The organism is Trebonia kvetii (genome assembly GCF_007827045.1).
Classification (GTDB): domain Bacteria; phylum Actinomycetota; class Actinomycetes; order Streptosporangiales; family Streptosporangiaceae; genus Trebonia; species Trebonia kvetii.
Genome location: NZ_RPFW01000003.1, coordinates 109497 through 131452 on the forward strand (window position 1 = coordinate 109497; position 21956 = coordinate 131452).

Below are 21956 nucleotides of genomic sequence, written 5' to 3' on the forward strand. Positions count from 1 at the left end.
AGGCCGGCCAGCAGGATCAGCCCGTATACCGTGCCGGGCAGCCATATCCAGCGCTGATAGGCGCGGATGAGGCTGGCGAACGGGTTCACGATCGCCGTGGCGGTGGCGCCGCGTACGTAATAGGCCTCGGGCGTGGCGTACCCGCCGAACGGGCTGAGCGGTATGTGCGGCGAGGTGTACCCGAACAGGTAGTCGTCGTAGGTCTGCGGGTTGGGGAAGACCGAGCGGTTCCACTCGAAGGACCGCACGGTGTCGTCCCACGCGGCGCGCGCGTAGTCGAGCGGCTGCGCCTCGATGGCCTTGATCGCGAACCGCTCGGCGAGGGCGTTGACCTTCGGGGAGAAGACCGGCTCAGGCAGCCGCCACAGCGGGCTTGCGTGCGTCCAGATGTAGGCCTGCGCATCCGGCCGCTGGCCCGGCGGCACCGAGGTGCACAGCGGCAGCAGATCGGCGGGCAGCGACATCCGGGAGCAGTCGGCGAACGTCATCACCCGCGAGTACAGGAAGACCCCGGTGGAGTCGGTCATCGCGAACTCGCCGTGCGCGGAGTCGTACCAGGCCTCGTAGCCGGCAAGCGGCACGCCGAAGGCGACCACGGCGACGGCCAGCCCGGCCGCCAGCGAACGCCACGACCGCCAGTGCACGATGATCAGGTAAACCGCCAGCACCCCGAGCAGCGGCAGGCCGGTGGACCGGACGGTGGCGGACAGGCCGAGCAGCAGGCCGGCCGCGAGGCAGGCCGGCCACGACGGGCGCGGCGTCCACAGCGCCACCGTGATCCCGGCCATCGCGAGGAACAGGAACAGCGTGTCCGCCATGATCAGGTGCTCAAGCTGGATCTCGAACCCGTCGAACAGGACGGGCAGCGTCACGAGCACGGCGAGCCAGGCAGGCGCGCCGAACCGGTGCCTGGCGACGGCGTACATCATCACCGCGACGAGCAGGGCCATCAGGTGCTGCGTCGCGGTCACCAGCAGGAAGCTGTGCGCGGGGGACAGCAGCCACAGGAAGACGGCGTAGCCGGACGGGCGGGTGGTCTCCGGCGTCAGCGTCACCGCGGCGCGCACGTAGGTGAAGGAGTCGTTGAACCATGACTGCCAGCGATCACCCAGCTCGGCGTCAATGCGCAGCAGCAACGCGAGAAAAAGCGCCGCGGAGAGCAGCCGGTGCCGGGCGACCGGTCGCGTCGCCGACCGCCATACACCCGCAGGCATTACCCTCAAGCCCGTATCCTCCTACTCCTGGGGGCGCTGTGCCTAACGAGCGCCCCATGCGCCCGGCTTTGTCCGTAATGCGCCGAGTGCCACGGTAATACGGTGAATGGAGTTTACGTGGAGTTGACCATTGTCATGCCCTGCCTCAACGAGGCGGAAACTGTGGCAATCTGCGTACGCAAAGCCGTGCAGTTCATCGCGGACAGCGGAATCAGCGGCGAAGTGGTCCTCGCGGACAACGGCTCGACCGACGGCAGCCGCCAGCTCGCGGCCGACGCGGGCGCCCGGGTGGTGCCGGTGGCCGAGCGCGGCTACGGCAGTGCCCTGATGGGCGGCATCCTGGCCGCCAGGGGCGAGTACGTGATCATGGGCGACGCGGACGACAGCTACGACTTCACCAACCTGATGCCGTTCGTCGAGGAGCTGCGCAAGGGCGCGGACCTGGTGATGGGAAACCGCTTCAAGGGCGGCATCGCCCCGGGTGCGATGCCGCCGCTTCACCGCTACCTCGGCACCCCGGTGCTCTCCTTCATCGGCCGGCTGTTCTTCCGCTCGAACATCGGTGACTTCAACTGCGGCCTGCGCGGCTTCCGGCGCGACAGCGCGATCGCGCTCGGCCTGCAGGCCACCGGCATGGAGTTCGCCTCGGAGATGATCGTGAAGGCCGCCCTCGCGCACCAGAAGATCTCCGAGGTCCCGACCACTCTCGCCAAGGACGGCCGCAGCCGTCCGCCGCACCTGAACACCTGGCGGGACGGGTGGCGGCACCTGCGGTTCCTGCTGCTGTTCAGCCCGCGCTGGCTGTTCTTCATCCCCGGCCTCGTGCTGCTGATCGTCGGCCTCGGGCTCGGCGCGGCCGTCGCGCTCGGCCCGGTCACCATCGGCGGCGTCTCACTCGACGTGGACACCCTCGTCGCCTGCGGCGCATGCGTCGACATCGGATTCCAGGCGATGCTCTTCTGGCTGTTCACCCAGGTGTATGCCGGTTCGGAGGGATTCCTGCCCACCGAGCCGAAGGTGCAGCGGCTGCTCGGCAAGCTGTCACTCGAGCGCGGCCTGCTGACCGGCGCGGCGGTGGGCCTGGCGGGCCTCGTCGGGCTCATCTTCTCGCTCACCTACTGGCAGGGGCAGTCCTTCGGTCACCTCAACTACGAGCACGCGCTGCGGCTGATGGTCCCGTCGGTGACCGCGCTCGTGCTGAGCTGCCAGCTGATCCTCGGCACTTTCTTCCTGTCCATCCTCGGGATCAAGCAGACAAGGCACGTCCCGGTTGGCGGCACCGCCACGCTCAATGTGAGCGACGACCACGCCACAACCCGTAGGCTTTAAGCCATGTCACCCGCCAATCCAAAGCACATCCTGACCGCGGCGGCCTGGCCCTACGCCAACGGCCCGCGGCACATCGGTCATGTCTCCGGCTTCGCCATTCCCAGCGACATGTTCAGCCGGTACCAGCGGATGGCGGGCAACAACGTGCTGATGGTCTCCGGCACGGACGAGCACGGGACCCCCATCCAGGTGCAGGCAGACAAGGAAGGCGCCACGGTCAGGGAGATCGTCGACCGGTACAACGGTGTCATCGGCACCGACCTCGCCAACCTCGGCGTGAGCTATGACCTGTTCACCAGGACCACGACCCGTAACCACTACGCGGTCACTCAGGAGATTTTCCTGACGCTGCTGAAGAACGGTTACATCTTCCCGAAGACCGCTCTCGGCGCGATCTCGCCGTCCACCGGGCGTACCTTGCCCGACCGCTATATCGAGGGCACCTGCCCGATCTGCTCCTATCCGCACGCGCGCGGCGACCAGTGCGACAACTGCGGCAACCAGCTCGACCCGACCGACCTGATCAACCCGGTCTCCAAGATCAACGGTGAGACGCCCTTGTTCGTCGAGCAGGAGCACTACTTCCTCGACCTGCCCGCCTTCACCAGCGTGCTCGGCGACTGGCTGAAGTCCAAGGAAGGCCACTGGCGGCCGAACGTGCTCAAGTTCTCGCTCAACCTGCTCGACGACCTCCAGCCGCGGGCGATCACCCGCGACCTCGACTGGGGCGTCCCGGTTCCGCTCGACGGCTGGCGGGACCGCAACGACAAGCGAATCTACGTGTGGTTCGACGCCGTGATCGGCTACCTGTCCGCGTCCATCGAGTGGGCGCGCCGGTCCGGTGACCCGGAGGCCTGGCGGGCCTGGTGGAACGACGAAAGCGCCGAGGCCTACTACTTCATGGGCAAGGACAACATCGTCTTCCACTCGGAGATCTGGCCGGCCATGCTGCTCGGCTACGCGGGCCACGGCGACAAGGGCGGCACCGCGGGGATGTTCGGGCAGCTCAACCTGCCGTCGGAAGTGGTGAGCAGCGAGTTCCTCACCATGGAGGGCCGCAAGTTCTCCTCCTCCCGCCAGGTGGTCATCTACGTCAAGGACTTCCTCGAGCGCTATGACGTGGACGCGCTGCGGTATTACGTCGCGGTGGCCGGCCCGGAGACGCACGACACCGACTTCACCTGGAGCGAGTTCGTCCGCCGCAACAACGACGAGCTGGTCGCGACCTGGGGCAACCTGGTCAACCGGGCGGTGTCGTTCGCCGCGAAGAACATCGGGTCCATCCCGGCGGCCGGCGAACTGACCGACGCGGACCGCGCGCTGCTCGAGACCACCTCGGGCGCCTTCGCCACCGTGGGGGAGCATCTGTCGCACTCCCGGTTCAAGTTCGCGACCAACGAGGCCATGCGCGCGGTCGGCGAGGCCAACAAGTACTTCTCCGAGCAGGCGCCGTGGAAGCTGCGGACATCGGACCCGGAGCGGATGCAGACGGTCTTGCACGTGACGCTCCAGGCCATCGCCGACGCGAAGACGCTGCTCACGCCGTTCCTGCCGCGCTCGTCGCAGGCGGTGCACGAGATGCTCGGCGGCAAGGGCGACTGGTCAGGCATGCCGCGGCTGGAGACGGTGGACGAGGACGGCGGCCCGTCGTACTCGGTGATCACCGGCGACTACGACTCCACCTTCCGCTGGGAGTCCCGCCCGGTGACCGCCGGCGCGGCGCTCGCCGTCCCCGCCCCGCTCTTCACCAAGCTGGACCCGTCCGTGGTCGACGAGGAACTCGCCCGGCTCGGCGGCGAATCCTTTTCTTCCTGATGGAAGCGTCTGGGGCCACTTCAGGGGAGTGGCAGGAAGAAAAGGGTTCGAGGAGTAATGAGTAATCAGAACGGGGGCGTGGATTTGCCTGCTTCCCTCGCCGCTGCCGAGGGGGCGGCGGCGCTCCCGGATCCGGGTGGCTTCGACGCGCACACGCACATGGACATCATCGGCCTGCCGGTCGACGGCTTGATGGCCGCGGGGCAGGCCGCGGGAATCCGCCGGGTGGTCAACGTCGGCTGCGACCTGCCGTCTTCACGGTGGGCGGTGTCGGCCGCCGCCGAGTACCCGGACGTGTACGCGGCGGTCGCCATCCACCCCAACGAGACCGGCGCGGTCTACCGGGAGCGCGAACCGGTGCTCGCCGCGATCTCGGCCATGGCGGAGTCGCCGAAGGTGGTGGCGATCGGCGAGACGGGCCTTGACTACTACCGGGACTACTCGGCTCACGACGTACAGCAGACGTGGTTCCGCGCGCATATCGAGCTTGCCAGGCGGACCGGCAAGGCGCTGATGATCCACGACCGCGACGCGCACGAGGACGTGCTGTCGATCCTGGAGGAGTACGCGCCCTGGCCGCCGTACTCGGTGATCTTCCACTGCTTCTCGGGCGACGCGGAGATGGCGCGGCGGTGCGCGTCGGCGGGCTACGTAATGAGTTTCGCAGGCAACGTGACGTTCAAGAACGCGGACTCGCTTCGCCGGGCGGCGATTGTCGCCCCGGCGGAGCTGCTGCTCGCGGAGACCGACGCCCCGTACCTCACCCCGGTACCGCACCGTGGCAAGCCGAACTCCCCGGCGATGACCGCCTACACGATCCGCTTCCTGGCCCACCTGAAGAAGCTGGACCTCGCGGACTTCTGCCGCCACCTGCAGAACACCGGCGCCCAGGTCTTCGGCTGGTAGCGCCTCGATGACAGCTACGGCGGCCGTGCGCCTGCTCGGTGCCGGGGACATCAGGGACATGGCGGCCAGGCTCGGGGTGCGGCCGACCAAGAAGCTCGGCCAGAACTTCGTGATCGAACAGGGCACCGTCCGCAAGATCGCCTCGCTGGCCGCCCCGCGTCCCGGCGACGTGATCCTCGAGGTGGGCCCCGGCCTCGGGTCGCTGACGCTCGCCCTGCTCGAGGCCGTTGCCGACGCGGCGGGCCCGGCGTTCGCCGACGGGATCTGCGGTACCGCCGTGCGCGACGGTGCGCGGCTGCCCCCGTCGGGGCCAGAGATGATCCCGCTGCGCCTGGTGGCCGTCGAAATCGATCCAGTGCTCGCCGCGCAACTGCCCAAGACGCTCGCGGAGCGCGCACCCGGGCTCGCCAGCCGGGCGACCGTGCTCGCCGGCGATGCGCTCTCGGTCGGGGAGCGGGAGATCGGGTCGCCCGCGCCGACCGTGCTCGCCGCCAACCTGCCGTACAACGTGGCGGTTCCCGTGGTGCTTAACTTGCTCGCCGCCTTCCCCGCGCTGGAACGCGGCGTTGTCATGGTGCAATCCGAGGTGGCCGACCGGATGTGCGCGGGTCCGGGCAGCCGCGTCTACGGCGTGCCGTCGGCCAAGCTCGCCTGGTACGCGGAGGCACGGCCGGCCGGCACGGTGCCGCGCAGCGTCTTCTGGCCGGTGCCGAACGTCGACTCGAAACTCGTCTCGTTCACCAGGCGCGACCATCCCGAGACGAGCGCGAGCCGCGAGGCGGTCTTCGCGGTGATCGACGCCGCGTTCGGGCAGCGGCGCAAGACGCTGCGCGCCGCGCTCGCGGGCTGGGCCGGCTCGCCGGCCGACGCGGAACGCACCCTGCGCGCCGCCGGGATCGACCCGGCGGCCCGCGGCGAGACGCTGGGCATCACCGACTTCGCCCGCATCGCCCAGGCAGCCACGAAGTAGGCTTGGTTTCTCGTGACGAGTGTGACCGTGCGGGTGCCCGCGAAGATCAACCTTCAGCTGGCGGTGGGCCCGCCGCGCCCCGACGGCTATCACGGGCTGGTGACCGTGTTCCACGCCATCTCCCTCTTCGATGAGGTGACCGCGGTCCAGGCGGACACGGACCGCGTGACGGTCAGCGGCGAGGGTGCGGAGCACGTGCCGGAAGACGCGGACAACCTGGCCCTCCGCGCCGTCCGCGCGCTCCGCGCCGAGCAGGAACGCCGCGGTCTTGCCCCCGGTGACGGCGTGGCGGTCGCGATCCGCAAGCGCATCCCTGTCGCGGGCGGCATGGCGGGCGGCAGCGCCGACGCCGCCGCCGCGCTTGTCGCCTGCAACGAACTCTGGGCCGCGGGCCTTTCGCAGTCCGAGCTGTGCGAGGTCGGCTCGGCCGTAGGCAGCGACGTGGCGTTCGCCGTGCTTGGCGGCACCGCGGTCGGCCGTGGCCGCGGCGAGCAGCTCACCCCCGCACTGGTCGCCGCGGTCAGGTACCACTGGGTGCTGGCGCTGGCCGACGGACACCTGTCCACCCCGGCCGTCTACGGCAAGCTCGACCAGATGCGGGCCGGCCGGGACGTAGCCGAGCCCGAGCTGAACACCGAATTGATGAGCGCGCTGCGCTCTGGCGACGCGGAGCGCCTGGGCGCCGCCATCTCCAATGACCTGCAAGCACCTGCGATCGCGCTGTTTCCCGCTCTCGGCGAGACCTTGTCCGCGGGCGAGGATCTGGGCGCCCTTGGCGGGCTTGTCTCCGGCTCGGGCCCGACGTGCTACTTCCTCGCCCGCGACGACATCCACGCCAAGGACCTGGCGGCGAGCCTGTCCGCCGAGGGAGTCTGCCGCGCCGTTGCCACCGCAACGGGACCGGCCGCCGGTGCCTCCGTCATAGCCTTGAACGCGTTATGGCGCATCTTCTGGGGGCCGAGGCCCTGCATCTTGAGTTTCCGACGAAAGTCGTCTTCGGTTCCATCACCCTTGGCCTGAACGACGGCGACCGGGTGGGTGTGGTCGGCAGGAACGGCGACGGCAAGAGCAGCCTGCTCGCCATGCTCGCCGGGCGGCTGCGACCCGACTCGGGGCGGGTGACCGCTCGCGGCGGGCTGCGGATCGGCGTGCTCGACCAGGCCGACACGCTCGATGATTCGCTCACGGTCGAGCAGGCGGTCGTCGGCGACACGCCTGAGCACGTCTGGGCTGGCGATGCCCGGGTGCGCGACGTGATCCGCGGCCTGCTCGGCGACATCGCCTGGGACGCGCAGGTGATCGCGCTCAGCGGCGGCCAGCGCAGGCGGGTCGCGCTCGCCGGTCTGCTCGCGGGTGAGTGGGATGTGCTGCTGCTCGACGAGCCGAGCAACCACCTGGACGTCGAGGCGATCACCTGGCTGGCCGAGCACCTCAAGCGCCGCTGGCCGGCCAACGCCGGCGCGCTGCTCGTCATCACCCACGACCGCTGGTTTCTCGACGAGGTGTGCAACGCCACCTGGGAGGTGCACGACCAGATCGTCGAGCCGTTCGAGGGCGGCTATGCCGCCTACATCCTGCAGCGCGTGGAGCGGGACAGGCTGGCGGCCACGGCCGAGGTGAAGCGGCAGAACCTGGCGCGCAAGGAACTCGCCTGGCTGCGCCGCGGCGCGCCTGCCCGCACGTCGAAACCCAAGTTCCGCATCGACGCGGCCAACGCCCTGATCGCCGACGTACCGGAGATCAGGGACAAGGTGTCGCTGCAGGCGCTCGCCGTCGCTAGGCTCGGCAAGGACGTTGTGGACCTGCTCGACGTTTCCGCGGGCTATGACGGCACCGAGGTGCTGCATCACGTGGAATGGCGGATCGCCCCCGGTGAGCGGACCGGCATACTCGGGGTGAACGGTGCGGGCAAGTCGACCCTGCTCGGCCTGATCGCCGGCGCGATCAAGCCCACCGCGGGCACCGTCAGGCGCGGCAAGACGGTCAGGATCGCCGCGCTCACCCAGCGCCTCGGCGACCTCGAGGACCACATGCACGAGCCGGTCCGGATTATCATCGAGCGGCTGCGCGCCAGCTATACGATCGGCAGCGGCTCCAAGGCCCAGGAACTGACCCCGAGCGCGCTGCTCGAACGGCTCGGCTTCTCCGCGGCGCAACTGTCCACCCCGGTCCGGGACCTGTCCGGCGGGCAGCAGCGGCGGCTGCAACTGCTGCTGATCCTGCTCGATCAGCCCAACGTGCTGATACTCGACGAACCGACCAACGACATGGACACCGACATGCTGGCGGTCATCGAGGACCTGCTCGACTCGTGGCCGGGCACGCTCATCGTGGTCTCCCATGACCGGTACTTCATCGAGCGGGTCACCGACCAGCAGTACGCCATCCTTGTCGGGCGGCTGCGCCACCTGCCCGGCGGCATCGACGAATACCTGCGGATCCGGTCGCAGGCCCCCGCGCCGACGGCGCCCGGGCTTACGGCCGGAGCCGCGAAGGCGCCGGACGCCGCGGCGTCAGCAGGCCAGCCGGTGTCAGGACAGCAAGTGTCCGGCCGGCCCGCGGCCGGGTCCGCCGCGGAGCGCGTCGCCAAGAAGGAACTCGACCGGCTCGACCGGCAGATCGCCCGTGCCGGGGAGCGGGAGACGAAGCTGCACGCCGAGCTTGCCGCAAGCGCCACCGACTACGCGAAATTGACCGAGCTTGGCGCCGAACTGTCCGCAGTTGAAGCCGAGAAGGCGGAACTTGAGGAGCGCTGGCTGGAAGTCGCGAGCGCACTTGAGGGTTAGATCGGCTATTTTTAGGACTTCGTTTAATTTGTAATGTCTTGTTATGCCGAACCGCTTGACCTGTGAGATTACCCGAGAGTAACTTACCGGCCAGTACACCGGTGTGAGGTACCGCACACCGGTGATCAGGCCCGCCAACGGTGACGGCGTCATGAGCTTGGACGCGCGCACCCTTGGACACCCCGGATGGGAGCGTTATGTCGGTCGACAAAAGCAGCAGTTCAGTACGAGGAAAGGTCAAATGGCGGCGCTTCGCCCTCGTCGCGGTACCCGCGGTAGTCGTCGCGGGCACGATGGTCGGGCTTACCGCCGAGGGAGCGCTCGCATCGAGCATCTCCGTTTCCGGCCAGGAGTTCACGATCACCGCTGACCAGCTGACTGGCACCGGATTCGCGCAGTTCGGCGGCGCGCTGCCGAGCTCAAGCGGTGGCCAGACTCCGGTCATCGTCTCCGCTATGCAGAACGCGACAATGACGAATCTGTGCCAGAGCGTCACGGTTCTCGGGCTGACCATCCACCTCACCGCGGGCGGCGGTGGCGGCGATCCGGTCAGCGCCAGCAACCTGGTCGTCGATGCTGACAGCCAGACCGCGAGCTCGGCCGTCTTCAACAACATCAGCATCGGCCAGGACGCCGGCACGATGGGCGGCCCCGCGGGGACCTTCGGCGAGCAGGCGAGCTCTGTCACCATCAACAAGCTCGTGCAGAAGACCTGGTACACCACGGCGGGGACGTTCACCCTGCCGAACCTCAGCCTTGGCTTTGGCGGGAGCTGCTAGCGCCATGACTGCAGACGACGCGGGCACCGTTCCTGAAGCGGGTTCAGGCCCGACACCGGCGGTGCCCGCGCCGCGGCACCGGCGCCCTCGCCTCGCTCGCTGGCGGGCCTGGCGGCGCAGCCGCCCCTTCTGGGGTGGCCTGCTGCTGATCCTGGCCGGCCTCGAGCTGTTCGCCATCCCGCTGAGCGGCGTGCTGATCCACGGCGCGGTCAAGCTCGTTATCTACATCGGAATCGGCGGCGTGTTCGGCGTCCTCATCGGGGCACTGCTGATCTTGGCGGGCCTGATGACCTGGTTCAACGCGACGCACAAGACCTTCTACAGCATCGCGGGGATCGTGCTCGGCATCGTCTCCTTCCCCGCCTCCAACCTCGGCGGGCTCTTCGTCGGCATGCTGCTCGCCATCATCGGCGGAGCGATCGCATTCGCGTGGACGCCCCTCCAGGAGACCCAGGCGGGCGAGGAACCGGCGGCCCCAGAGTCGGCCAGCCCCGGCCCGGAGAGCGGGGCGGCGCTGGCATGAAGCGCCTGGCCGTGCTTTCCCTCGCCGCACTGCTGTTCACCGCCGGAGCCATCGGGCTGGGCGGCGGGCGTGCGGTCGCCGCCGCACAGGCGGGACAGGCAGCCCCGACTCCGACTCAGACCTGCGTCCTGATCATCTTCTGCACCAGCTCATCGCCGAGCCCGAGTCCGTCGCCGACCGACTCCACCGCGCCACCAGTGCCGGCGCCGTCGTCCGACCCCACGGCCACGGCGCCCGCTCCAACGGCCGCACCCACGCCGACCGCGGACCCGAGCACGCCTGGCGACCCGTCGGCCACGCCGAGCGCATCGGCCTCGGCGGGCAGCCCGTCGTCAACGGACAGTCCGTCGCCGTCCGACAGCCCGTCGGCTACCGGCACGGCAAGCCCTGGCGGTAAGAAGAAGAAGAAGGCGGCGGTGACGCCCAAGGACGCCTCCGCGGCCCCGGGCCTCGTGGTGTCCAACGCGACGTGGACGATGTCCGTCGACGCGGCGACGATGACTAACTTCCAGTACAAGGGCAACGTGGACCTGCCGCTGGCCGGCGGCGGGACCGTGACCATGATGGAGTTCACCGTCGACTCGATGAGCATGTCGAATGCCACCACGGTGATCTCCGAGGACGGGCTGACCGGCACGGAGAACGACGCGTCGTTCACCGCGAGCGGCGTCACGATGTACGCGACGAAGCTCTCGGGTTCCATCCTCGGTATTCCTGTCACCTTCACACCGTCGACCGCGAGCGCGGTCCTGCTCGACATCGCGAACGTGGTCACCGGCGTGGTGCCGATCACCATGACAGGCGTCACCGCCGACCAGACGGTGATCCTGGCGGGTCAGGCGCAGAAGACCGCCGTGGGTGTCACCGGGTAGCGTTACCGCCCTCGTCGAACGGGACGAGGAGGGTCCGCAGCAGATCCGCGAGTACCGGGCGCTGCTCGTCGCCGAGGCTGACGAGCAGCGCCTGCTCGCGTTCCAGCAGGTCGGTGAAGGCCGCGTCGACCACGGCCTTGCCCTGCTCGGAGAGCGTGACGAGCACGCCGCGGCGGTCGCGCGGGTCGGGTTCCCTGGATACGAGTCGCGCGGCGGCGAGCCGGTCGATGCGGTTGGTCATGGTGCCCGAGGTGACCAGGGTCGCGCGCAGCAGCGCCCCGGGAGTGAGCTGGAACGGCGGCCCGGCGCGGCGCAGCGCGGAGAGCACGTCGAATTCCCATGATTCAAGGCCGTGCGCGGCGAACGCGCCGCGCCGCGCGATGTCCAGGTGCCTGGCCAGCCGGGAGACCCGGCTCAGCACCTGGAGCGGCGCGACGTCCAGGTCCGGCCGTTGTCGCCGCCACGCGGCGACGAGATCATCTACCTCGTCCCGCTCCTCGCCGGTCACTTGCCTCATCTGCCCAGCTTATCTCTTGACGTCAAGATGCTTGATCTGCTACCAATATCTTGACATCAAGATTCTTTAAGTGGAGGTGAACCATGTGGGACGCGGGTCAGTACCTGAGGTTCGGCGGGGAGCGCGCCCGCCCGTTCTTCGACCTGGTCGCGCAGATCGGCGCGACCGACCCCCGCTCCGTGGTGGATCTCGGTTGCGGCCCGGGCAACCTGACCGCCGCGCTCGCGCAGCGGTGGCCGGGCGCGATGGTGACGGGGATGGACAACTCGCCTGAAATGATCGACGCCGCACGAGCCGCCGCGGTGCAGGGTGCGGAGGGGCGGTCACCGCAGAATCTGGAGTTCGCGATCGGCGACGTGCGGGACTGGCGGCCGGAGCACCCCGTCGACGTGATCGTCTGCAACGCCGTGCTGCAGTGGGTGCCCGGCCACGACGAGCTGCTGCCGCGGTGGGCGGAGCAACTCGCGCCCGGCGGCTGGCTGGCTTTCCAGCTGCCAGGCAACCTCGGCCAGCCGAGCCACGTGATCGTCGCTGAGCTGGCCGACTCGCCCCGCTGGCGTGACCTGCTCGCGGGTGCGGAGCTGAACAGGCAGGCGGGCGACCCGGCGGACTACGTGGCGCTGCTCACACGGCCGGGCTTCGCGGTGGACGCGTGGGAGACCAGCTACCTGCACGTGCTGCACGGGGAGAACCCGGTGGTCGAATGGACGAAGGGGACCACGCTCCGGCCGGTGCTCGCCGAGCTTGACGAGGAGCAGGCCGCCGCGTTCCTTAGCGAATACGGGGCACGGGTACGGGATGCGTACAGCCCGCAACCGTTCGGTACGCTCTTTCCCTTCCGCCGGGTGTTCGCCGTGGTCCACCGCACGGGGCTCAGCTAGCTATCACACTTTTCCTATTGAGTTACTAGGAAAAGACGGTAAGATCGTCGCGTGCAGCAGATCAACACCGCTATTGAGCAGGGGATTCTTACGCCCAGGCAGCTTGCCGCGCGGGTGCGGCGGCTGCTCGAGACGCCGGCCGAGTGGGTGACCAGGGTGCGGCTGGACCCCGAGGGCCGCTGGTACGAGCAGATTCCCGTCGATGAACTCTGCGAGCTGTGGCTGATCAGCTGGCTGCCCGGGCAGTCCACCGGGTTCCACGATCACGGCGGCGCCAACGGGGCGTTCGGCGTGGTGTGGGGCCAGCTCGACGAGCATCTGGTGCCGCGGCGCGGCGCCGGCTCGCCTGCGCGGCCGGTCACCGCGGGGAGCGTGCGGTCATTCGGTCAGCATCACGTGCACGACGTGCGGAATTCCTCCGCGAGCTCCGTCGCGGTCAGCGTCCACGCGTACTCGCCGCCGCTGTCGGCGATGACCAGGTACGATCTCACCCCCGGCGGCCTGGTGCCGATCCGCACGGAAGGGGCTGATGACTGGTGAATAGCAGTAGCCCCATGGTGGGGGGCACGCCAGCGGGCGCCCGGTCCATCGACGAGATCCTGGCGACGGCGCGGTCCCGGCTGACGCGGCTCACCCCGGAGCAGGCATTCGCCGAGTTCGGCGCGGGCGCCACGCTGATCGACATCCGGCCCGCCGCGCAGCGGGCCGCCGCGGGCGAGGTCCCAGGCTCCGTGGTCATCGAGCGCAATCACCTGGAATGGCGCCTCGACCCGGCGAGCGACTCAAGGCTGCCCTGGGTCACCGGCTACGGCCTGCGGCCGATCGTGATCTGCGCCGAGGGCTACACGTCCAGCCTTGCCGCCGCCGCTCTGCAGGACCTCGGGCTGGCCCGCGCCACCGACGTGGCCGGCGGCTACCGGGCCTGGCGGGAAGCGGGCCTGCCGACGGCCCGGCCTGCCGAGCGCGCCGTGGTGATCGCGTACGGCGCGTCGCCCGCCTACGGAGCCCCGACGGAGTTCCCCGCAACCTGCGGCTAGGCCTGGGCGTCGAGGTTGGCCAGGCCGTTCCATGCCAGGTCGATCAGGTTGGCCGCCACCTGCTCGAGCTTCGGCTTGCGCGCGTCGAGCCACCACTGGCCGGTGAACGCCACCATGCCGACCATCATCTGGGAGTACATCGGGGCCAGCTTGGGATCGCGGCCGCGGGACTTCAGGAAGTCGGCCATGATGTTGTCCACCTGGCCCGCGATGTCCGCGAGCAGCGTGCCGTAGGTGCCGCCGTTGGCTCCAGCACTTGAGTCGCGGACCAGAATGCGGAAGCCGTCGGCGTTCTCCTCGATGTAGCGGAGCAGGGAGACCGCCGCCGCCTCGAACCTGGGCTTGGAGTGCGGGCCCTCGAACAGCATCATGGTCACCGTCGTCAGCCGCTCGACCTCGCGGTCCACGACCACCGCGTACAGGCCTTCCTTGCCGCCGAAGTGCTCGTAGACCACGGGCTTGGACACCCCCGCCTGCGCGGCGATCTCCTCGATCGAGGTGCCCTCGAAGCCCCGCTCCGCGAACAGCCGCCTGCCGACGTCAAGCAGCTGATGCCGCCGTTCCTGGCCGGTCATCCGCTTCCTGCTTGTCCGGGGGGTTGGCTGAGTCACCGGAACATCATGACCACTATGCCGCGGCCTTGTCAGCACGATTAACCGGCTTCGCGGTCGTTTCGTTACGCTTCGTCATGCTGCCCATGCTCTTCGCCGCCGCCTCGGCCGTGCGCTTGGCGTTCAGCCGCGCCTCGTCGGGCCAGCGCACGTCATAGGCCCAGCCGAGCTTCTCGAACCACTGGATGACGCGGGCACTCTGGTCGATCTGCCCCTTGAGCGCGCCGTGCCGTGCGCAGGTCGGGTCGGCGTGGTGCAGGTTGTGCCAGGACTCGCCGAACGAGGCGATGGCCAGCCAGGCGACGTTCACCGAGCGGTCGCGGGACTGCCAGTCGGTGTTGCCCCAGGTGTGGCAGATGGAGTTGATCGACCAGGTGACGTGGTGCAGCAGCGTGACCCGGACCAGGCCGGCCCAGAAGAACGCCTCAATGGCGCCGTGCCAGGACCAGACCCCGGTGGAGGTCCACAGGCCCCCGATCACCGCGGGGCCGAGCAGCGTGAACGCGACGATCGCGGGGAACAAGGCGTCGACCCTGCGGATGTTGCGGTCGGCGAGCAGGTCGGGGGTGAACTTCTCCTGCGAGGTCTGGTTGGGGTCGAACAGCCACAGCGTGTGCGCCCAGATCAGGCCCTTGGCGAGCGCTTTCGCGTCGTCGCCGTACCGCCAGGGCGAGTGCGGGTCGCCCTCCTTGTCGCTGTACTTGTGGTGCCGCCGGTGGTCAGCCACCCAGGTGACAACCGGGCCCTGCATCGCCATGCTGCCGGCGATCGCCAGCGCCACCCGCAGCGGGGTCTTGGCCTTGAACGAGCTGTGCGTGAAGTAGCGGTGGTAGCCGACGGTAATACCGAGGCCGGACACCCAGTAGAAGACGGCGCCGATCACGATGTCGTGCCAGCCGAGGCCCCAGCCCCAGGCGAACGGGATCGCGGCGAGCAGTGCCAGCATCGGAACGAAGACGAATACTCCGGTCGTGATCTGCTGTGCCCTGGTGACGGGCTTTTCGTCGATTTCCGATGTTGCCTTGCGCAGCAGCGGCGCGGCGTTCGGATCGAGCGACAGCGCGGTGTCCTCGCTCCCGACGAGCGTTGTGCCCGTCTCACGTGCATCCGGAGTCCTTGCCATGATCTCTCCCGAGGGGTTAGGCGCCCGCAGGCGGCTGCCCAGTACGCTTACGTAACCGTAGCCTACGAAACCGTAGGTTGCGCAAGAGTCCCAGATGAATTCTTGTAAATGCCCAGGTAAATCCCGAGTTTTTGGCCACTACCCAGGGAGCTTCGAGGCACACGTCACAGGGTTCACTGAGTCAACTCCGAGCTAGTGGAGGTGTGCCTCTGAGTGCCGTCTGCACCGCTGCAGCGGTGCGGGGTTCCCGGTAGAGTTGACGCTGCCATCCCGGGTCGTCTAGTGGCAGGACAAGCGGTTTTGGTCCGCTTTACGGAGGTTCGAATCCTTCCCCGGGAGCCTAGCCTTGGTTCGGGTCCTGCCCCGCCTAAGTCACGCGGCGCACATCGCTGCGGATGCCCAGCCTTCGATCCTGCGGTAGAGCGCGCTGCTTCGGTACACCGAGATCCGCAGGCAGCCGTGGTATCCCTCGCCGGTGTTGTTCCTGTTGGTCTTGGGGTTGTGCCGCTTGAGGGTCGGTTTCGTGAACTGACTGCGCGGGGCGGAGCAGACCTCCTCCCAGAACCGCTGGGCCGCCTCGATGTCGGCGCTCTCATGAATGTTGACGTTGTAGGTCAGCTCGGAGCGCAGGACGCCTGCGACAGCAAGGAAGCGCAGGAAGAACCTGACCAGCCCGGGATCGCTGTTCATGAAGATGACCCGCTCGTAGTTGACCGGCGGCCTTCGCTTGCCGCCTTCGCACCAGTACGCGATGGCTCCAGCGATCAGGACCTCCCTGTCGCTCAGATCGCCAACACCTTCCGCGGCACGCGCCACGTCCGCAGCCCTTTGAGCGTCGCGGACTTGCCGTTCCCTCTCCCAGTACCTGCGCGCCCCCTCGATCGACCGCTGCCTGCCCTCGGCGCCGCTCATCCGAGGAGGCTGCGGGAGGTCGCGAACCCACAGGGAGACGGAACTCTTCGAGACACCCAGCTCGGCGACGATCTCGTTGTAGCCGAGTCCTTGGATGCGCAACTCTCTTGCCCTGGCGCGAATCTCGTCTTTGGCATTGGGGCGGCGGGTCCAGGCGGGCGGTGGTGTGCCAGCCAGAGCGTCATTGAGAGTGCTGTTGCTTACCGGGCCGAGGATCTCCTTGATCTCGCGACGGGACTTGCCCGCGAGGCGGAGGGCGATCGCCTGCTCGCGAACCTACGGTCGGTTGTCTATCGTTGTCATGTTCTAATGCTACATCAAATGTAGTCAATTGAATGAGAGACTCGCCGCAGGCGCGGGCAAGGCCGAATGCGGAGGGAGACTCCGGTGAGTTATCGTTGGTTGGGGTTAAGCAAGTACTGATCCCGTGCTGACCCTCAACCATCCGCGACTAGGTGGGGGGCATTCCGTCCATGACGGGTAACACCGAGGTGGCAGGCATGCCGGACAAGCCCGTGCGTGCGCTCGGGCCCAACTACAAGTGGATCGCGCTGTCGAACACCACGCTGGGCGTGCTGATGGCGACCATCAACCAGTCCATCGTGCTCATCGCGCTGCCCGATGTCTTCCGCGGCATTGGCCTGAACCCGCTGGGACCGGGGAACACCAGCTACCTGCTGTGGATGTTCATGGGGTTTCTGGTCGTAAGCGCGGTGCTTGTGGTGGCGTTCGGCAGGCTCGGCGACATGTTCGGCCGGGTGCGGATGTACAACATCGGCTTCGCGGTGTTCTCCGTTGCCTCCATCTTCCTCACCGTGACCTGGATGCACGGTGTGGCCGCCGCGCTGTGGCTGATCATCTGGCGGGTCGTGCAGGGCATCGGCGGCGCGTTCCTGTTCGCGAACTCGACCGCGATCCTCACCGACGCGTTCCCCGCCAACCAGCGCGGTACCGCGCTCGGGCTGAACTCGATCGCGGCCATCTCCGGGTCGTTCATCGGCCTAGTACTCGGCGGCGTGCTCGCCCCGATCAACTGGCACCTGATCTTCCTGGTCTCGGCCCCGATCGGCGCGTTCGGCACCGTCTGGGCCTACTTCATGCTGCGCGATACGGGCGTACGCAAGCGGGCGAAGATGGACTGGTGGGGCAACCTGCTGTTCGCTGTCGGCCTCATCTCCATCCTGGTCGGCATCACCTACGGCCTGCAGCCTTACGGTGGGCACGCGATGGGCTGGACGAGCCCGTTCGTCCTCGGCTCGATGATTGGCGGCGTCGTGCTGCTCGTCGTCTTCGTCTTCGTCGAGACCAAGGTCGAAGACCCGCTGTTCAACATCTCGCTGTTCAAGATCCGCGCATTCGCATTCGGCAACATCGCCAGCCTGATGCTCGCCATGAGCCGGGGCGGCATGCAGTTCATGCTGATCATTTGGCTGCAGGGCATCTGGCTGCCGCTGCATGGCTACAGCTACAGCCAGACCCCGCTTTGGGCGGGCATCTACCTGCTGCCGCTGACGGTCGGCTTCGTGGTGTCCGCGCCGCTGTCAGGCGTGCTTTCCGACAAGTTCGGTCCCAAGGCGTTCACTGTCGGCGGCTCACTGCTCACCGCGGCGACGTTCCTCGTGCTGATCTTCGTCCCGGTGAACTTCTCCTACTGGGAGTTCGCGCTTGTCCTGGCGCTCAATGGCTTCGGAAGCGGCCTGTTCGCCTCGCCGAACCGCGCCGAGATGATGAACTCGGTCCCGGCCAACAGCCGCGGCGCCGCGGGCGGCATGATCGCCACCTTCATGAACTCCGCGGCCGTGCTGTCGATTGGCGTCTTCTTCTCGCTGATGGTGGCCGGCCTGACGAGCAAGCTGCCGACCGCCCTGTTCAGCGGGCTGACCACGAACGGCGTCCAGACCACGGCGGCCACGACGATTTCCCACCTGCCGCCGATCGGCGTGCTGTTTTCCGCGTTCCTCGGCTACAACCCGATGCAGCAGCTGCTTGGCCCGGCGCTCAATGGCCTGTCGCCCGCGCACGTCAGCTACGTCACCGGGCGGGAGTTCTTCCCCCACCTGATCACCGCGCCGTTCCACGACGGCCTAGGCGTCGCCTTCGGGTTCGCGATCGCGGTCGGCGTCGTCGCGGCGATCGCGTCTGCGCTCACCGGCAGGCCCAGCGTGACGGACCGCGCGGAGCCCGAGGCACTCGGCTCCGAGCTTGCCGCGGTTGCGGGCGAGGGCACATTCGAGCCGAGCGAGCTTGTCATCCCGGACAACGTGGCCCAGGACACGTCGCAACCGGCCGACAAGCCAGGCATCTCTGGTTAGGCTTTGCACGAAGCGGGTGGCGTCCCGTCCCAGGCACGTCCCGCGCGGCGAGAACGCGGTGCGGGATGCGGGTCCTTCGGGCGCCCCTGCGGTCTTCCCACGAGGCCCCGCCTCAGCGCTCGCTGAGGCGGGGCCGTCGTGTGCAGGGAAATACCCACACGGTGACCTCAGCATTTGCGACATCCGGACGTTTCATGCCAGGTACGGACAGGTATCCTGCGGATGAGGAGCGGGTTAACAACCGCTCCACGGATTGGGGTTCCCGGAGAAGATGGCCCGGTAGATAATCGGCGCGATACCCGAGGAGATGCACGTACTCGTGAGCGAAACTTCCCCGGCCGCAGTTGTCATCCTCGCCGCGGGCGAAGGCACCCGGATGAAGTCCCGTACCCCCAAGGTCCTGCACACTCTGGCGGGTCGGTCCCTGCTCGGGCATGCCATCGCCACGGTGGACGAGCTCGAACCGCAGCAGCTCGCGGTCGTCGTCGGCCACGACAGGGAGCGGGTGAGCGCGGCGGCGCTTGAGCAGGCGCCAGGCGCGGCCATCGTCGTCCAGGAGCGGCAGCTCGGCACCGGGCACGCGGTCCGCATGGTGCTCGAGTCGGTCGGCACTCTGTCAGGCACCGTCATCGTCACCTACGCGGACATGCCGCTACTGCGCGGTCGCACCCTGGCCGAGCTTGCCGGCCGTCACGCGCAGGCGGGCAATGCCGTCACCGTGCTCACCGCGCGCGGCGACTTTCCCGGCTTCGGGCGCATCGTGCGCGATGCCGGCGGAGCGTTCCTGCGGATCGTGGAGGAGCGGGACGCGACCGAGGCGGAGCGGGCGATCGACGAGCGCAACTCCGGTTGTTACGCCTTCGACGCCGCGTTGCTCGCCGACGCCGTGAAGCGGATCACCACCAACAACAGCCAGCGCGAGGAGTACCTGACCGACGTCGTGGAGATCCTGCGCCACGACGGGCACCCGGTCGGCACCGTCCTCGCCGCCGATCCGGTGGAGATCGTCGGCGTCAACGACCGGGTCCAGCTCGCGCAGGCGCGGCGCGCACTGAACGAGCGGATTCTCGAGGACTGGATGCGCGCAGGCGTCACCGTCATCGACCCCGCGTCCGTCCAGGTCGACGTGACCGTGACCGCCGGCCAGGACGCGGAGATCGGGCCGCAGACCCAGCTCGAGGGCGCCACGGTGATCGGCCCCGGCGCCAAGGTCGGGCCGGGCTGCCTGCTGACCGACACCACGGTGGGCGAGGACGCGGTCGTGCTGCACGCCGTATGCCGGCAGGCGGTGATCGGCCCGCGGGCGACGGTGGGGCCGTTCGCCTACCTGCGGCCAGGCGTCAGGATCGAGGCGGACGCGCACATCGGCACCTACGTCGAGCTCAAGAACGCCGTGGTCGGCCCGGGTGCGAAGGTGCCGCACCTCACCTATGTGGGAGACGCGCACATCGGCACCGGGTCCAACATCGGCGCGGGCACGATCTTCGCCAACTACGACGGCGTGCGCAAGAGTCCCACGACGGTCGGCGAGCACGCGTTCGTCGGCAGCAACTCGGTCCTCGTCGCACCGGTGACCGTCGGCGACGGCGCCTACACGGCGGCGGGATCGGTGATCACGGAAGATGTGCGTTCCGGTGACCTGGGGGTAGCCAGAGGGCGACAGCACAACTCCGACGGATGGGTGCTCAGCAACCGCCAGGAGACGCGGTCGGCGGAGGCAGCGGCACGAACCCGTTCGGATGAAGCCAAATAGTTTGTTGGATTTAAAAGTGCAGACTGAGGGAGAGCAGCACCCGTGAGCGGCATGACAGTGCCCAGCCAGAAGAAGTTGATGTTGTTCGGCGGGCGAGCGTTCCCCGAGCTTGCCGCCGAAGTCGCCGACTGCATGGGGATCGAGGTCGCGCCTGCCCGGCTGTATGACTTCGCCAACGGCGAGATCATGGTGCGGTTCCTCGAGTCGGTCCGCGGTAGTGACGCCTTCGTACTGCAGAGCCACACGGCGCCGATCAATCAGTGGATCATGGAGCAGCTGATCATGGTCGACGCGCTCAAGCGGGCGTCGGCCAAGCGGATCACCGTCGTGATGCCCTTCTTCGGGTACGCGCGGCAGGACAAGAAGAGCCGTGGCAGGGAGCCGATCTCGGCGCGGCTTGTCGCGGACCTGTTCGCCACGGCGGGCGCCGACCGCCTCATGGCGGTAGACCTGCACACGGCGCAGATCCAGGGCTTCTTCGACGGCCCCGTTGACCATCTGTTCGCCCTGCCGATCCTCGCGGGCTACCTGGAAAGCAAGCTGAACGTCAGCAACGTGACCGTGGTCGCGCCCGACGCGGGGCGGGTCCGGGTCTGTGAGCGGTGGACCGACCGGCTCGGCACGCCGCTGGCGATCATCCACAAGCGCCGGGATCCCGACGTGGCCAACCAGGTCAAGGTCTTCGAGGTGGTCGGGCACGTCAAGGGGCGCACCTGCATCCTGGTCGACGACATGATCGACACCGGCGGCACGATCGTGAAGGCGGCGGACGCGCTGTTCGAGCAGGGGGCGGAACGGGTCATCGTGGCCGCCACGCACGGCGTGCTGTCCGGGCCGGCCGTGGATACCCTGAAGAACTCGCGGATCACTGAGGTCGTCATCACCAACACCCTGCCGGTGTCGCAAGAACAGCGCTTCGACAAGTTGACCGTGCTGTCGATCGCGCCGCTGCTCGCCAGGGCGATCAACGAGGTGTTCAGCGACGGCTCGGTGACAAGCCTGTTCGACGGGCAGAGCTAGCTGGGCTTTGTCGCGGCACGCGACATCGGGGGGTACGGGGGGTCGTCCCCCCGGGAGACATGCTCTTTTTCGCGCCCGGTACGGTGGCGGTTTTTGCCACCGGGCGCGAAAAAGAGCGCCCCGTCTCGCCATTCCCCGGTTTGGCGAGACGGGGCTTCTGTGACGCCCGGGACCGCCACCCCTGGGTCCCGGCCGCCAGCTCCGCTGGCCCGGGAAAGCGTCGCGGCGGCTGTGTCCCGCTTCGTAGCGGACGGCGCCCCGGTTGAACCGTCCAATACGGAGCGGGACACAAGCCCCGCGGCCCCCGCTGCTTTCCTGGTGCCAAGATGAGCTTCGCAGGGACCCATTGAGTGCCGATTGAGTCGAAATGCGGCCCCGGATTAATTCGCCTGTGACGCCACGGCGGAAGAGCGAAACTCATTACACTCCGTGTTGGGGCGGGCTCAAGTGCGCCACATCATGCCGTGTCCGATTTACCCCGCGCTTGAGTCGTGATTGAGTAGATCCACAACACCACCCGAAAGACATCCACGGCCCGGAACATCCGGCGGGCGCGGCGTACTTGCCGGCGGACTCGCGGCCGAACGGGAGCGGAG

20 protein-coding genes and 1 tRNA gene are annotated in these 21956 nt (G+C 68.3%); 16 read left to right on the top strand and 5 right to left on the bottom strand.

What is annotated here, in order from left to right:
- Window positions 1-1331 precede the first annotated feature (1331 nt).
- The 8 genes from EAS64_RS15275 (at window position 1332) to EAS64_RS15310 (ending at window position 10322) form a co-directional block, all read left to right on the top strand.
- On the top strand, window positions 1332-2543 hold the full coding sequence (locus EAS64_RS15275) for a glycosyltransferase family 2 protein (protein ID WP_222849336.1): 1212 nt from the start codon (window positions 1332-1334) through the stop codon (window positions 2541-2543).
- 3 nt (window positions 2544-2546) lie between these two features.
- On the top strand, window positions 2547-4358 hold the full coding sequence (gene metG / locus EAS64_RS15280) for a methionine--tRNA ligase (protein WP_145853690.1): 1812 nt from the start codon (window positions 2547-2549) through the stop codon (window positions 4356-4358).
- 57 nt (window positions 4359-4415) lie between these two features.
- A complete protein-coding gene (locus tag EAS64_RS15285; RefSeq protein ID WP_145853691.1) occupies window positions 4416-5264 on the top strand; it encodes a TatD family hydrolase in 849 nt (282 codons plus the stop codon).
- Window positions 5265-5271: 7 nt separating this feature from the next.
- Window positions 5272-6234 carry a ribosomal RNA small subunit methyltransferase A gene (locus EAS64_RS15290; protein ID WP_145853692.1) on the top strand — a complete coding sequence of 321 codons (963 nt, stop codon included), beginning with the start codon at window positions 5272-5274 and terminating at the stop codon, window positions 6232-6234.
- 12 nt (window positions 6235-6246) lie between these two features.
- On the top strand, window positions 6247-7254 hold the full coding sequence (locus EAS64_RS15295) for a 4-(cytidine 5'-diphospho)-2-C-methyl-D-erythritol kinase (RefSeq protein WP_145853693.1): 1008 nt from the start codon (window positions 6247-6249) through the stop codon (window positions 7252-7254).
- Window positions 7173-9020, top strand: a complete 1848-nt coding sequence (locus EAS64_RS15300; protein WP_145853694.1) for an ABC-F family ATP-binding cassette domain-containing protein — start codon at window positions 7173-7175, stop codon at window positions 9018-9020. Before EAS64_RS15295 ends, EAS64_RS15300 begins: the two co-directional genes overlap by 82 nt.
- Before the next feature lie 197 nt (window positions 9021-9217).
- The gene (locus EAS64_RS15305; protein ID WP_145853695.1) at window positions 9218-9799 is read left to right on the top strand and encodes a DUF6230 family protein; all 582 of its coding nucleotides are present in this window, start codon (window positions 9218-9220) and stop codon (window positions 9797-9799) included.
- Window positions 9800-9803: 4 nt separating this feature from the next.
- A complete protein-coding gene (locus EAS64_RS15310) occupies window positions 9804-10322 on the top strand; it encodes a DUF6114 domain-containing protein (protein ID WP_145853696.1) in 519 nt (172 codons plus the stop codon).
- Window positions 10323-10437: 115 nt separating this feature from the next.
- Here the strand turns inward: EAS64_RS15310 and EAS64_RS15315 are convergent, their stop codons facing one another.
- The gene (locus EAS64_RS15315) at window positions 10438-10749 is read right to left on the bottom strand and encodes a hypothetical protein (protein ID WP_145853697.1); all 312 of its coding nucleotides are present in this window, start codon (window positions 10747-10749) and stop codon (window positions 10438-10440) included.
- On the opposite strand from EAS64_RS15315, the gene EAS64_RS15320 reads away from it, so the two are divergent.
- The gene (locus EAS64_RS15320) at window positions 10739-11194 is read left to right on the top strand and encodes a hypothetical protein (RefSeq protein ID WP_145853698.1); all 456 of its coding nucleotides are present in this window, start codon (window positions 10739-10741) and stop codon (window positions 11192-11194) included. The two genes, EAS64_RS15315 and EAS64_RS15320, sit on opposite strands and share 11 nt — an antisense overlap.
- On the opposite strand, the gene EAS64_RS15325 is transcribed toward EAS64_RS15320, so the two are convergent.
- On the bottom strand, window positions 11184-11711 hold the full coding sequence (locus tag EAS64_RS15325) for a MarR family winged helix-turn-helix transcriptional regulator (RefSeq protein ID WP_145853699.1): 528 nt from the start codon (window positions 11709-11711) through the stop codon (window positions 11184-11186). The two genes, EAS64_RS15320 and EAS64_RS15325, sit on opposite strands and share 11 nt — an antisense overlap.
- Window positions 11712-11794: 83 nt before the next feature.
- On the opposite strand from EAS64_RS15325, the gene EAS64_RS15330 reads away from it, so the two are divergent.
- Genes EAS64_RS15330 through EAS64_RS15340 form a run of 3 tightly spaced genes read left to right on the top strand, consistent with a single transcriptional unit; the run spans window position 11795 to window position 13629 of the window.
- On the top strand, window positions 11795-12592 hold the full coding sequence (locus tag EAS64_RS15330) for a trans-aconitate 2-methyltransferase (RefSeq protein WP_145853700.1): 798 nt from the start codon (window positions 11795-11797) through the stop codon (window positions 12590-12592).
- A 51-nt stretch (window positions 12593-12643) separates the two neighbouring features.
- A complete protein-coding gene (locus EAS64_RS15335; protein WP_145853701.1) occupies window positions 12644-13132 on the top strand; it encodes a cupin domain-containing protein in 489 nt (162 codons plus the stop codon).
- Window positions 13133-13146: 14 nt separating this feature from the next.
- Window positions 13147-13629, top strand: coding sequence for a rhodanese-like domain-containing protein (locus tag EAS64_RS15340; RefSeq protein ID WP_145854770.1), 483 nt, complete (start codon window positions 13147-13149; stop codon window positions 13627-13629).
- Here the strand turns inward: EAS64_RS15340 and EAS64_RS15345 are convergent.
- Both EAS64_RS15345 and EAS64_RS15350 read right to left on the bottom strand, forming a co-directional pair.
- Entirely contained in the window at window positions 13626-14240 is a 615-nt protein-coding gene (locus EAS64_RS15345) for a TetR/AcrR family transcriptional regulator (protein ID WP_246115705.1), read from the bottom strand. The genes EAS64_RS15340 and EAS64_RS15345 overlap by 4 nt on opposite strands.
- A 16-nt stretch (window positions 14241-14256) precedes the next feature.
- Complete coding sequence (locus EAS64_RS15350) at window positions 14257-15363, bottom strand: acyl-CoA desaturase (RefSeq protein WP_145853702.1); 1107 nt, start codon at window positions 15361-15363, stop codon at window positions 14257-14259.
- Between the two features lie 268 nt (window positions 15364-15631).
- On the opposite strand from EAS64_RS15350, the gene EAS64_RS15355 reads away from it, so the two are divergent.
- Window positions 15632-15702 (top strand) — tRNA-Gln (locus tag EAS64_RS15355).
- Window positions 15703-15735: 33 nt separating this feature from the next.
- Here the strand turns inward: EAS64_RS15355 and EAS64_RS15360 are convergent.
- Complete coding sequence (locus EAS64_RS15360) at window positions 15736-16377, bottom strand: hypothetical protein (RefSeq protein ID WP_222849337.1); 642 nt, start codon at window positions 16375-16377, stop codon at window positions 15736-15738.
- Between the two features lie 398 nt (window positions 16378-16775).
- Here EAS64_RS15360 and EAS64_RS15365 point away from each other — a divergent pair, with 398 nt between their 5' ends.
- From EAS64_RS15365 to EAS64_RS15375, 3 genes are all read left to right on the top strand, one after another.
- Window positions 16776-18587 (top strand): MFS transporter, encoded by a 1812-nt coding sequence (locus EAS64_RS15365; protein ID WP_145854771.1) that lies wholly within the window; start codon window positions 16776-16778, stop codon window positions 18585-18587.
- Between the two features lie 319 nt (window positions 18588-18906).
- The gene (gene glmU, locus EAS64_RS15370) at window positions 18907-20340 is read left to right on the top strand and encodes a bifunctional UDP-N-acetylglucosamine diphosphorylase/glucosamine-1-phosphate N-acetyltransferase GlmU (protein ID WP_145853704.1); all 1434 of its coding nucleotides are present in this window, start codon (window positions 18907-18909) and stop codon (window positions 20338-20340) included.
- Window positions 20341-20391: 51 nt separating this feature from the next.
- Window positions 20392-21360 (top strand): ribose-phosphate diphosphokinase, encoded by a 969-nt coding sequence (locus tag EAS64_RS15375; protein WP_222849430.1) that lies wholly within the window; start codon window positions 20392-20394, stop codon window positions 21358-21360.
- The last annotated feature ends 596 nt before the right edge of the window (window positions 21361-21956 follow it).